The following is an 11,484-nucleotide window of genomic DNA, read 5'->3' as shown; positions in this document are numbered from 1 at the left end:
TGGTCACCTCGGAAAACAATTTACACATCTAAGTTTAAAAGGCGGTTACGACCAATCATCAATAGCTATCAGTTTTTCAGTGGTCTCGCTTGAACGCGCTAGGGTCTCTTCTTTTAATTATCCAAATTAAATGATGATTTATTAAACCATTTACATATCTAAGTTTAAGGGCGGTTACCACTACCCATCAATAGCTAACAGTTTTCAGTGCCTCTCTAATAACACGGTTAAGTCTAAAAATTTACAATAAATTAACTGAAATGAAAATATTTAATCCAAAATAAAGGAAATACCTTCAAAAAGAAAGAAATCAATAGGAAGAAAAGGAAAGAAAGGAATAAAGCTGTGATGAAGCAAAGAAAAATAGTCATTACCGGGTATGGAACGGTTGCCAAAGAATTTGTCGAGTTATTGGATCAAAAAAAAGAAGAACTTGTAGAAAAATATCATACGGAATTTAAAGTAGTTGGAGTCATCGGATCTATCGGGATGATTTATGAACCGGACGGCTTAAATCTTTCTGTATTGCATCAGTTGCCAAAAGGGTCTCTAGGAATTTCGCAATATGCTAGTAGGAAAGATTTATCGATTGAATCCCCATTGCTAAAAGGGGATATTCTACTAGAATGTACACCTACCAATCTAGAAACAGGCGGTCCGGCCCTTTCTTACATGAAACAAGCCCTTGAGGCAAAGATGGATATTGTTTCTGTGAGCAAAGGAGCACTTGTCCATTCCTTGCCAGAATTACTAGAGAGAGCAACTGCAAATGGACGCCAAATTAAATATAGTGGGGCAACAGCAGCTGCACTACCAACATTAGACATCGGTGAATTTAGCTTGGCTGGAAGCAATATTTTATCGATAAAAGGAATTCTGAATGGAACATCCAATTTTATTTTAACAAGTATGTCAGAGGGGAATATAACCTTTGGAGAGGCACTACATCAAGCACAAGAGAAGGGGATTGCAGAGAAGAACCCTGATTTAGATATTAAAGGACTTGATAGTGCCTGCAAAATTTTACTGTTGGCAAATGGATTATTTCATACGAAGTTAACATTAAAAGATATGGCAATAGAGGGAATTGAGAAGATTACAAAAGCGGATATGCAGCGGGCAAAAATAAATGGGTGTGAGTGGAAGCTTATTGCAGCAGCAAAAAAACAAGGAGACAGGCTTATTTTGCAGGTCAAACCAGAAATTCTTGCTCCTGAAAATCCATTGATTCATGTAAAAGGGACAAATAAAGGAATATTGTTTGAAACAGAGGAGATGGGAACAATTTGCTGTGTGGGCGGTGCCTCTCATCCTAAAGGAGCAGCGGCGGCAGCCTTAAAAGATATGATTAATCTCATTCGCTAAGTTAGAGAGTGGAATCGAATCGGTTTAGTAGGAGTCTGAACGAGGTGTATGCATACTTATCTATTTTTGGGCTATCTTTTTTTGATACATGACAATATATGTATCTAGCAGCTCGCTTATTCGTATGGTATTGGGATCATTTAAGCCTTTTTCAATCCCGTATTTAAGCAATTCGATTTTTAAAAGATCGATTGTGTCCAATAATTCACAAACATTTTCGACGTTTATTCTGGAAAGTGCCATTTTATGATGCTCCTACCTTTTATAGATTGCTTATACTATTCTATCAAATAAAATTGGAAATATTAAGCTCTTTTTGAATAAAATTTACAAAAATGTGGGGAGATGGCTTTATATAGGCTTGGAGCTTACATGGACGAAAAAACAGCGGAATACAAAGAAAGTTTGGAGGATACGATGATTTTCGTAAAAGTGTTTGCTATCAAATCAGTGTGGCCTTTGTTAATCTTCATAGGTTAATGGGCATTTGACACATCTCCTCTTTAAAAGGGAAATGTCAAATGCCCATATTATTAGGGATAAATTAACGTATTCTTCAATTTATTTTTCCGAAACAATGCTAAATAAATATTCAAGGTAGGATTCTAATTCAAATTTATCTTTCTCAATAAAGTCAGTCACCGCAGAATTTGTTTGTATTTTCATTGTAATCCTCTCCTTTTGAAATTGATTTTCTTATCAGTAGTATTTGTCTATAATATTCCCAAACTATTAAACTTTTATACCTAGTTTGCAAAAATAATTTGGAAAAAATACTTTTTTGGAAAATACCAGAAAGGAGAATTTGCTTAAATGAATGGATGGTACGGGCATCTGTATGAGGATTTCCCCTTTGAATTATTTTCTATATCTCATCTAGCTATGATAGGGATACTTTTCATTGGGGGAGTTTTGCTTACTATTTTTCGAACTTACATCCGAATACGAAGCAGTTTATTTCGGTCTGTGTTTTTCGTATTATTATTCGGTCTAGAGGCGATGTACCATTATTGGATGTATAAGGATGGGTTATGGGATGTTGCTTTTATGCTGCCGTTCCATCTTTGTTCCATCAGTTTAATCCTTTGTTTATTGCTTCTGCTAACTAAATGGGAGCTTGTATTTCAAGTAGTTTATTTTAGTGGTATTATTGGCGCATCAATGGCAATCTTCACGCCAGAATTATTTTTAGGTTATCCCCATTTCCGCTATTTCCACTTTTTTGTCACGCACATTCTTATTATATGGACTTGTCTGTACTTTGTGCTTGTCCATCAGTATAAACCGACAAAAAAAGGACTAGTTTTGTCCTTTCTTTTTTTAAATAGCAGTGCAGCGCTAACCTGGATAGTCAATCGTTTAACAGGGGGCAATTATATGTTTTTAGCATACAAGCCTGCAAACAGCTCCTTATTAGATTATTTAGGGCCATATCCATATTACTTGTTGATTCTTGAAGTAGTAGCACTTGCATTGTTTTTTCTCTTGCTTCTGCCTTTTCAACTTAGAAGGAAAAGGTAAAGAGGCTGTTTTTTAGAAGATGTTTATTTTTCAATAGGAAAAATAACTTAATTAGTGACACTGAGCAGCCTGAATACATGTAGACTCCTATGGGATTAGCGAGAAAGGTGAGACCCCGCAGGCGTGCCGAGGAGGCTCACCGCTCGCCCCATGGAAAGCAGAGTGTATTCAGGCTGCGGGTCATAGCAACAAACTTCACGAAATATCCTTAATGATTAACTCGCTCTTTTTTCAAAAGCGCTAAAAATTGTTGCTCGTTAATAATTTCAATTGGTTTTCCTTTTGCTTGTAAATCATAGGCTTTTTTCTCTTTTGAACTAATGCCTTCAGAGCCAACAAGTTTTTGATCCTGTACACCTACAACTAAATAATCGGTTTTGCTGCTTACACCACTTTTAATGACGCCACCAACGTCTACAACTTGTTGCATCGCGTCTTTCCTATCAAGGGAATGCAAGTCTCCAGTAAAAACTAGATTTTTTTGATAGAGTGGATGATTTTCATCAAATGAGTCAGTTGTAGGCGAAATTTCTGATATAGCAACGGAATTGAATTGTTTAACAGGCTTTCTTTTTGCAAAAGTTGTTGCTCTTCCAAAAGTAGTTTGTGGCTTTAATTCTGAAAACAGTTTAATGGGAAGTGTAGGATAAGAAGCACAGTAATTAGTTAATGAATCCTTTTTTCTTGATTCAATACAAGCAATCACGAGCTCCGCACATGCTCTAGCATCAGAACCTGCATGGTGATGTTCTTCCATCGCGATGCCAAAGTATGAGGTGCGATCCTTTAAAGATTGCCCAATCTTTGCTCCTCTTGTTGCCCGATTACTAATAGGAATACTGCAAATATAGGGAAAATCAGGCTTATCCAATTGATATTTTTCCAGACAACAATAGAGTACACTCATATCAAACTGTGCATTATGTGCGATGATTGTATGGCTGGAAATGTCCTCTTTTATCATTTCCCATACTTTCGGAAAGCTTTTCGCATCTTCCACATCTTTTTCTGTTATCCCATGAACGGCAATAAACTTTGGATGGAATGATAGACTTGGGGGTTTTATTAAAAAATATTGTTCCTTTACAATGGCGTTATTTTCCACATAAGCTAATCCAATCGAACAAGCACTAGCCATATCAGCATTTGCTATTTCAAAATCGATAGCAATAAAATCCACTGTTTACACGCTCCCTCTATTTTTCTACTAGTATATCATGTTACGACTTTTTCTTCGTAAAATAAGAATAGCTAAGCAAGATGAATATTATGGAACAGAAGGAATATTATTCTTATATAATAATGTAATAGACTTGTAATCTAATTTGCATATAGATGTAACCTAATTATCTGAATAATATGAGAAGATAAATTGGTTGATAGAAGGAAGCCTTGGAAACTAATCTTTACGTAAATGAGGTCACTAGATGAAAAAGATTATTGTTTTGTCACTCCTTTCATTTGGATTATTTTTTAGTGGGGTATTTAGTACACAGGAAGCAAGTGCTGCTTCAAAAAAGTCAGTTGTTACTGTTGCAAAAAACTATATTGGTACCCCTTATAAATATGGAGGAACTACTCCAAAAGGATTTGATTGCTCCGGTTTTGTTGTCTATAGCTATAAAAAAGTAGGCAAGTCGTTGCCAAGAACAGCTGCGAGTATGTATAAAAAGGGGAAGAAAGTAAAAAAAGCGAACTTAAAAAAGGGAGATTTAATCTTCTTTGAAACATATAAAAAAGGTGCATCCCATGTCGGTATATACATAGGAAGTAATAAGTTTATTCATAGCTCTTCTTCAGGAGTAAAAGTGGACAAGCTATCCAACTCCTATTGGAAAACAAAATATTATGGCGCAAAAAGAATTTAACCCTTTCCTTTGGATAGGGTTTTTATTTGTTTTTAGAGAGTTGCGAGAGGTGGACAATAAATCAGGATTTAGGATCATATCACTGTTGTTACTTTTTAATAGAATTTACTAAATAAGGGAAAAAGAGCGTGCTATCGTATTTATTAACACTACACTTTTCTATATGATAGAGAAATAAGCAAAAAATACTAGCAGTGTGAAAACAGCAGTGGGAGAAGAATATGAACGCAACAGTGAAATTTGCATTATCGATGGCGATATTTGGTTCGATTGGCTATTTTTCCGCGAAAGCGAATTTGCCATCTATTGAATTGGTTTTTATTCGGTGTATTTGTGCATGTGTGGTGCTAAGTATTGTCTATCTTTTTTCAAAGAGAAAAAAGGAAGAGATAGAGAAAAAGGAGATTGGCTATAGTGTGCTTTGTGGCGTATTTCTTGTCGTGAACTGGGTATTTTTCTTCCGTTCCTTTGAACATATGTCTGTAACAGTTGCCGTTTCAATTTATCATTTGGCACCAGTACTTGTCGTTTTATTAGGAAGCTTTCTTTATCGAGAAAGGATTACGTTTAAATTAATGCTAACGGTGATTATTTGCTTTATCGGAACGTTATTGGTCGGGGGAATGCAGGATTATCTGTCTATTGATGAGCTGATGTCTGCTGGATTGCCATGGGCTTTTGGGGCTGCGTTATTCTATGCGTTAACGACATTGACAGGGAAGAAAATTGCTAAGCTAAACCCCGTTATAACAACCATTATTCAAACAAGTGTCGGCATCATTATGCTCCTTCCCTTTGTAAAATGGGATTATTTTCTTCATCTAACAGGGGAAAACTGGTTTTATATTTTATTAACAGGAATTATCCATACTGGCTTCGTGTATTATTTATTTTTCAGCAGCTTGCCGAAACTATCTTCTGGATCTATTGCTGTTCTCGTGTTTATCGATCCAGCAGTTGCGATTTTTATGGACATTGTATTAACAGCGTATCGTCCGGATATTTTCCAAGTTATCGGCATTGTGCTTATTTTTTGGGGGCAAACGAGGGCTGCTTTTAAACGCAAAATAAGTGAAGTAAAAGAGGAGGTTTTCTGACTTGGAGAAAAAATATGGGGAACATACAATCAATCAAAAATTAGATGCTGTAGAAGTTTATAAGGATCCTAGAATGGTCTTAAGAATAAAAAAGAGTAAAGAGGAAGCGAGTGGGGTGACAATTGAATTACATAATACCCTTAATGGCCGTTTAAGCTATGATTTACCAGTAGATTTATTAAAGAAGATAATATCTGAGATAGAATGAAAAGTTTTGATTGCATTTCAAGAGACTCCAGTCAACGAACATTCTCCAATAAAAAATTATTCCCAATCTTTTTTATTGGAGAATGGTTGATTAGTAAGTTTGGATACCTTCAAAGCTTCGGAAAATGCATTTCATAAATCGGCTTTTTATAATAAGGTGGTCTCATCGTTGTTTTTGGCATCGGCCATTTATGATTGATATACGTCATGTTAACCGTATCTTTTGATTGTTTCATGAGCAATAATTTTAGTTTTGGATTAAATTCATATCTCATTCAATACCCCTCCTTCCTTTAACGTATTCAGACTTCCTAAAAAGAGAGCTTTTCCCTTTTTTGCATAGTAAGTAATTAGGCACCAAAATAGCAGCGTAACATAGGATAATTTACTACTAATAAATGGAGGGGTCTGTATGTCCTTTTATGTGAATGATCCGAGAGATTCGATGTATCAAGTTCCGGAAGCATATTATGAATTATTAGAAAAACGAAATCATCAATCGGAAAAGCATATCCAGCTTACCGAAATGCAAGAACTTTTTGAAGCAAATAAGCAAACCAATCCATATCCGCTCTATCCGAATTACGGAAAAGTAACAAAGTATGAAGAAATTCCGATTAATTTTCCTGAGAATAGACAGCTCCGTCAGCCAGGGTTAGAGAGCTATATGGTTCCCAAACCGATTATCGAAAATGACCACTACATAGGAAGTGGAAAGCTAAAAGGGAAAGTGGCGTTAATTACAGGGGGAGACAGTGGAATTGGTGCAGCTGCTGCGATTGCCTTTGCAAAAGAAGGGGCAGATGTGGCGATTGCTTATTTAGATGAGCACGAGGATGCAAATCGTACGAAAAGAAGAATCGAAGAATTAGGGCAGCAATGTCTCTTATTGCCAGGAGATTTACGGAAAAAGAAGCAATGCATTGACATTGTGGAGAAAACGGTAAGAAGGTTTGGAAAGTTGGATATTCTTTGTAACCATGTCGGTATTCAATTTCAACAGGCGAAATTAACGGATATCACAGATGAACAATTTGATAATACATTCAAGGTTAATATTTACTCCCACTTTTATACAACAAGAGCAGCGCTTCCTCATTTAAAGCCGGGAAGCAGCATTATTAATACGGCTTCTGTTGTTGCATATGCAGGGGAACCACTGTTAATTGATTATGTTGCTACAAAAGCAGCAAATGTTGGTTTCACTCGTGCCCTTGCGAGAAGTGTTATCAAAGATGGAATACGAGTAAATGCAGTAGCACCAGGACGAATTTGGACACCGTTAATTCCAGCTAGCTTTTCTTCTGACCAAGTTGCCGTTTTCGGTACTGATAACCCAATGCAAAGAGCAGCACAGCCATTTGAATTAGCTCCAACGTTTGTCTACTTAGCTTCCGATGATTCTCGTTTTGTAACAGGGCAAGTCCTCCATGTAAATGGGGGCGAAACAGTAAGCTCGTAATTAGTGAGGCTGGGACATAAACATTTCAGTTAACAATAAATACGAACGATTATACGGTGAGTTTGTGTAATCGTTCGTATTTATATTTTAGAAAAAGATTTAAAAATAAAGTGAAATGGAGCGGAGGACGGTCGACTCCTGCGGGAAATAGAGGAAAGGCTGAGACCCCGCAGGTGCGTGCCGAGGAGGCCCAGCTTCCTCCCCGGCGCATCGACCGTCTGTAGCGCAATGGAACGACTTAGTTTTTACACTTGAATATATTTAAAACCATAAATAACTAATATGAAAAAGTAGCATATTTAAGAGCCAAATTAGAGATTGTTCGTCTTTAAAGATTAGTTATTTAGATTTGTCCCAGCCTCTGTATATTATCCAAGCAACTTTACAAATTTTCTTTTTCCAACTTGGATAATTATTTCATTAGGGATTGTGACCTCAAGTTCCGTATCCTCAACCTTTTCTCCATTAATCCGAACTCCTCCATTTTGAATCATCCTCTTTGCTTCACTTTTGGAAGTTAATAGATTTAAGTCAACTAGAAGCTGGATGAGCGATTCAGGATTTTTTCCAGTCCAATGGATGGTCGGAATGTCATCTGGTAAGGAGCCTTTTTGAAAAATAGTGATGAATTGCTGCTCTGCTTTTTCGGCGGCTTCTTCTCCATGGTACATCCGGACAATCGTTCTTGCCAACAGCATTTTAGCGTCTCTAGGATGAAGAGAACCAGCATGTAAATCCTTCTTGATTTGCGTTATTTCAGCAAGCTCAATATCTGTAATAAGCTCAAAGTATTTGCTCATTAATGGATCAGGGATAGACATTGATTTTCCATACATTTCAGATGGGCTTTCATCGATGCCGATATAGTTTTTCTTCGATTTCGACATTTTTTCAACACCATCTAACCCTTCTAGAAGGGGCATTAATATCGCAATCTGCTTTTCTTTCCCAAACTTCTCTTGGTAGTGGCGTCCCATAAGAATATTAAAATGCTGATCAGTTCCGCCAAGCTCAATATCTGCCTCTAACATCACTGAATCATAGCCTTGCATTAACGGGTAAAAAAATTCATGCAAGGAAATCGATTTTCCATATGCTAACCGCTCTTCAAAATCATCTCGTTCTAGTAAACGAGCAACTGTTATTTTTCCGGCCAGTCCAATGACATCTTCGAAGGAAAGGGAAGAGAGCCATTTAGAGTTATAATGAAGTTCGACCTTTTCCATGTCCAATACTTTGCCAAATTGTTCAAAATACGTTTTCGCATTCTCCTTCACTTCTTCATCTGTTAGCTGTTTTCTTACGGATGACTTGCCAGTTGGGTCGCCGATTTTTCCAGTGAAATCACCGATTATTAGTTGAATCGTATGCCCGTTGTCTTGAAATTGACGGAGCTTATTCAGGACAACTGTATGGCCAAGGTGAACATCTGGTGCAGACGGATCAAGACCGAGCTTTACCTTTAAAGGTGTATTTGTGACAAGGGACTTAGCGATTTTTTCTGCGAGTTCTTCTGTTGGGATTATATCTTGCACGCCTTGACGATAGACATCTAGTTGCCTCTGCATTTCTTTTTTCTGGTCAACTGTTAACTGTTCAATAAATGGACTCATCTTTCTTACTCCTTTCGTTAAATTAATGATAAAAAAACAAAAAAACACGCCCCTAAAAAAAGGGACGTGGTTGCTTTTATGCACGTGGTACCACCCTAATTGAAGAATATTGACTATTCCTCCACTCATTATGGGTAACGGCTCATCCGTTCTTCGCTAATGGAATAAAATTCTTTCACAAAGAATGCTCCTGGAGGTAATTCGCGTCTATTTTTGTGTCAATTTACACCAACCATTGACTCTCTAATAACAGGGAAATAGGCACTACTGATTCCAATCAAAGCATATATATAAAGACATTATAAACAAATTTATCAAGTTAGTACTAACTTTATAAAGATACTAACAGATACAATTCGGAAATTCAAGAGGCAATTTTATATTCCTTTGAAAAAATTTTGTTCCCATATCAAGTAAAAAAAAGTGATTTTTTGTACGTTTTTAAGCCATTGGCTCCGCTTCGTGCCATCTGGAATTGGCAATCCATAAAATCATTTAACAAGAGTGAAATACTCTTGACCTTTTTTCCCATATAATTTACTATATAGCTAATATAAAAGAGCGATGAGGAAGAAGAGTAAGCAATGGAAATGTGTAAAGAGAGCTGATGGTTGGTGCGAATCAGTACGGATTGATTGCTGAATGGGCTTCGGAGCTACAAAGCTGAACAAATAGTAGGCTGCGCGGAATGTCTTACCGTTAAAAAAGACAAAGTATAAGAAACGGCTTTGTTTCTGTACGGATAAGTGCGTTTATTTTTATAAACGAATAAAGGTGGCACCACGGGTTACTCGTCCTTATTTACAGGATGGGTAGCCCTTTTTGTGTTGCTTTAAAAATATAAGAGGAGGATCAGAAAATGAAAAACATCGTCTTAACTGGAATTAAGCCAACGGGCCAGATTCATTTAGGTAATTATATAGGTGCCATTAAGCCAGCTTTAAAGCTAGCGGAAAATGACGAGGATCAGGCGGCTTATTTTATCGCAGATTATCATGGATTAACGAAAATTCATGATCGAGAAACATTTCGAACATTGACATATGGAGTTGCGGCAACATGGTTAGCGCTTGGATTAGATCCGAAAAAAGTGATTTTTTATCGCCAATCCAATGTTCCCGAAATCTTTGAGTTGAACTGGATTTTAGCTTGTTTTACTCCAAAAGGGCTGATGAACCGGGCCCATGCTTATAAAGGAATTGTCGACAGTAATAAACTAGCAGGAAAAGATATAGATGATGGTGTAAACATGGGGCTGTTTACGTACCCAATTTTAATGGCTGCTGATATTCTTGCATTCCAGGCAAATATGGTGCCTGTCGGCAAAGATCAAATTCAGCATGTGGAAATTGCACGAGATATTGCCGAAAGCTTTAATCATCAATACGGGGAAACCTTTGTATTGCCAGAATATATTGTGGATGATGACACGAGCATCTTACCAGGGTTAGATGGCCGAAAAATGAGCAAAAGCTATCATAATACGATCCCGCTTTTTGAAGAGCCAACAAAATTGCAGAAGCTTATCAATAAAATCAAGACAGATTCCTTGCCTCCAGAAGCGCCAAAAGATACAGAAACGTCTATTCTGTTTACTTTGTATAAAGAGTTTGCAAGCGTGGAAGAAACGGAAGAGATGCGTAAAAGATACGAAAATGGCGTCGGATGGGGAGAAGTCAAAAAGGAATTGTTTTATGTCATGAATCGCTTTTTAGAAGAACCCCGCAAAAAATATAATGAATTAATGGCAAACCCGGAGCAAATAGATGCCATTCTTGCAAAAGGAGCAGAAAAAGCGCGCGCCAGAACCTTGCCAACTTTGGAAGAGGTGAGAAAGCAGCTTGGGGTTTCGCGGTGAGTGGGGAAGTTTTAAGAAAGAGTGGTGAGAGGTGTAAGGAAGAGAGTGGAAGTTTTAAGAAAGAGTGCCAAAGTCGCAAGTAAAAGAGTGGAAGTCGCAAGTAAGAGTGCCGAAGTCGTAAGTAAAAGAGTGGAAGTCGCAAGAAAGAGTGCCAAAGTCGCAAGTAAAAGAGTGGAAGTCGCAAGTAAAAGTGCCAAAGCCGCAAGTAAAAGAGTGAAAGTCGCAAGCAAAAGTGCTAAAGTCGCAAGCAAGTATGAAAGCCGCAAGTAAAAGAGTGGAAGTCGCAAGAAAGAGTGCCAAAGTCGCAAGTAAAAGAGTGGAAGTCGCAAGTAAGAGTGCCGAAATCGCAAGAAAGAGTGCCGAAGTCGCAAGTAAAAGAGTGAAAGCCGCAAGCAAGAGTGTCAAAGTCGCAAGCAAGAGTATGAAAGTCGCAAGCAAAAGAGTGGAAGTCGCAAGTAAAAGAGTGGAAGTCGCAAGCAAAAGTGCAAAAGGC

General features: G+C 37.4%; 13 protein-coding genes and 2 other annotated features. Of the genes, 9 read left to right on the top strand and 4 right to left on the bottom strand.

Features of this window, described 5'->3' with window-relative positions; all coding sequences use genetic code 11:
• Nucleotides 1-345: 345 nt before the first annotated feature.
• The gene (locus tag ACTNDN_RS23620; RefSeq protein ID WP_328283964.1) at nt 346-1,365 is read left to right on the top strand and encodes a homoserine dehydrogenase; all 1,020 of its coding nucleotides are present in this window, start codon (nt 346-348) and stop codon (nt 1,363-1,365) included.
• A 60-nt stretch (nt 1,366-1,425) separates the two neighbouring features.
• Here the strand turns inward: ACTNDN_RS23620 and ACTNDN_RS23615 are convergent, their stop codons facing one another.
• On the bottom strand, nt 1,426-1,608 hold the full coding sequence (locus ACTNDN_RS23615; protein WP_441132457.1) for an aspartyl-phosphate phosphatase Spo0E family protein: 183 nt from the start codon (nt 1,606-1,608) through the stop codon (nt 1,426-1,428).
• Nucleotides 1,609-2,178: 570 nt separating this feature from the next.
• Between ACTNDN_RS23615 and ACTNDN_RS23610 the strand changes: the two genes are divergently transcribed.
• Nucleotides 2,179-2,886 (top strand): YwaF family protein, encoded by a 708-nt coding sequence (locus tag ACTNDN_RS23610; RefSeq protein ID WP_031539896.1) that lies wholly within the window; start codon nt 2,179-2,181, stop codon nt 2,884-2,886.
• A 208-nt stretch (nt 2,887-3,094) separates the two neighbouring features.
• On the opposite strand, the gene ACTNDN_RS23605 is transcribed toward ACTNDN_RS23610, so the two are convergent.
• Nucleotides 3,095-4,066: an exonuclease domain-containing protein gene (locus ACTNDN_RS23605; protein WP_441132455.1), complete on the bottom strand. Its 972-nt coding sequence runs from the start codon at nt 4,064-4,066 to the stop codon at nt 3,095-3,097.
• Between the two features lie 247 nt (nt 4,067-4,313).
• On the opposite strand from ACTNDN_RS23605, the gene ACTNDN_RS23600 reads away from it, so the two are divergent.
• From ACTNDN_RS23600 to ACTNDN_RS23590, 3 genes are all read left to right on the top strand, one after another.
• Nucleotides 4,314-4,754: a C40 family peptidase gene (locus ACTNDN_RS23600; RefSeq protein ID WP_031539899.1), complete on the top strand. Its 441-nt coding sequence runs from the start codon at nt 4,314-4,316 to the stop codon at nt 4,752-4,754.
• Nucleotides 4,755-4,975: 221 nt separating this feature from the next.
• A complete protein-coding gene (locus tag ACTNDN_RS23595; protein WP_031539901.1) occupies nt 4,976-5,851 on the top strand; it encodes a DMT family transporter in 876 nt (291 codons plus the stop codon).
• Between the two features lies 1 nt (nt 5,852).
• Nucleotides 5,853-6,059: a hypothetical protein gene (locus ACTNDN_RS23590; protein WP_031539902.1), complete on the top strand. Its 207-nt coding sequence runs from the start codon at nt 5,853-5,855 to the stop codon at nt 6,057-6,059.
• Between the two features lie 109 nt (nt 6,060-6,168).
• On the opposite strand, the gene ACTNDN_RS23585 is transcribed toward ACTNDN_RS23590, so the two are convergent.
• Nucleotides 6,169-6,333: a hypothetical protein gene (locus tag ACTNDN_RS23585; protein WP_192840967.1), complete on the bottom strand. Its 165-nt coding sequence runs from the start codon at nt 6,331-6,333 to the stop codon at nt 6,169-6,171.
• Nucleotides 6,334-6,584: 251 nt separating this feature from the next.
• Between ACTNDN_RS23585 and ACTNDN_RS23580 the strand changes: the two genes are divergently transcribed.
• The gene (locus ACTNDN_RS23580; RefSeq protein WP_441132458.1) at nt 6,585-7,520 is read left to right on the top strand and encodes an SDR family oxidoreductase; all 936 of its coding nucleotides are present in this window, start codon (nt 6,585-6,587) and stop codon (nt 7,518-7,520) included.
• A gap of 368 nt (nt 7,521-7,888) precedes the next feature.
• Here the strand turns inward: ACTNDN_RS23580 and tyrS are convergent, their stop codons facing one another.
• Complete coding sequence (gene tyrS, locus ACTNDN_RS23575; RefSeq protein ID WP_441132453.1) at nt 7,889-9,133, bottom strand: tyrosine--tRNA ligase; 1,245 nt, start codon at nt 9,131-9,133, stop codon at nt 7,889-7,891.
• Between the two features lie 57 nt (nt 9,134-9,190).
• Nucleotides 9,191-9,423 (bottom strand) — a binding site (T-box leader).
• A gap of 265 nt (nt 9,424-9,688) precedes the next feature.
• Nucleotides 9,689-9,935 (top strand) — a binding site (T-box leader).
• 57 nt (nt 9,936-9,992) lie between these two features.
• Here tyrS and ACTNDN_RS23570 point away from each other — a divergent pair.
• The 3 genes from ACTNDN_RS23570 to ACTNDN_RS23560 form a co-directional block, all read left to right on the top strand.
• Nucleotides 9,993-10,991 carry a tryptophan--tRNA ligase gene (locus tag ACTNDN_RS23570; RefSeq protein ID WP_441132451.1) on the top strand — a complete coding sequence of 333 codons (999 nt, stop codon included), beginning with the start codon at nt 9,993-9,995 and terminating at the stop codon, nt 10,989-10,991.
• A gap of 45 nt (nt 10,992-11,036) precedes the next feature.
• Nucleotides 11,037-11,261: a hypothetical protein gene (locus ACTNDN_RS23565; RefSeq protein ID WP_441132449.1), complete on the top strand. Its 225-nt coding sequence runs from the start codon at nt 11,037-11,039 to the stop codon at nt 11,259-11,261.
• The coding region (locus tag ACTNDN_RS23560) for a hypothetical protein (protein WP_441132448.1) at nt 11,224-11,484 on the top strand (261 nt) is incomplete at its 3' end. The genes ACTNDN_RS23565 and ACTNDN_RS23560, both read left to right, overlap by 38 nt.

Origin of the sequence: Niallia sp. HCP3S3_B10, assembly GCF_052064465.1 — a bacterium.
Classification (GTDB): domain Bacteria; phylum Bacillota; class Bacilli; order Bacillales; family Cytobacillaceae; genus Niallia; species Niallia hominis.
This window is presented reverse-complemented; position numbering and strand designations above follow the sequence as displayed.

What these genes read in the sequence shown, in the direction of transcription:
- ACTNDN_RS23595 (WP_031539901.1), top strand. Translation starts at nt 4,976, where the DNA reads ATGAACGCAACAGTGAAATTTGCATTATCGATGGCGATATTTGGTTCG.
- ACTNDN_RS23615 (WP_441132457.1), bottom strand. Translation starts at nt 1,608, where the DNA reads ATGGCACTTTCCAGAATAAACGTCGAAAATGTTTGTGAATTATTGGAC.
- ACTNDN_RS23570 (WP_441132451.1), top strand. Translation starts at nt 9,993, where the DNA reads ATGAAAAACATCGTCTTAACTGGAATTAAGCCAACGGGCCAGATTCAT.
- tyrS (WP_441132453.1), bottom strand. Translation starts at nt 9,133, where the DNA reads ATGAGTCCATTTATTGAACAGTTAACAGTTGACCAGAAAAAAGAAATG.
- ACTNDN_RS23610 (WP_031539896.1), top strand. Translation starts at nt 2,179, where the DNA reads ATGAATGGATGGTACGGGCATCTGTATGAGGATTTCCCCTTTGAATTA.
- ACTNDN_RS23580 (WP_441132458.1), top strand. Translation starts at nt 6,585, where the DNA reads ATGCAAGAACTTTTTGAAGCAAATAAGCAAACCAATCCATATCCGCTC.
- ACTNDN_RS23600 (WP_031539899.1), top strand. Translation starts at nt 4,314, where the DNA reads ATGAAAAAGATTATTGTTTTGTCACTCCTTTCATTTGGATTATTTTTT.
- ACTNDN_RS23585 (WP_192840967.1), bottom strand. Translation starts at nt 6,333, where the DNA reads ATGAGATATGAATTTAATCCAAAACTAAAATTATTGCTCATGAAACAA.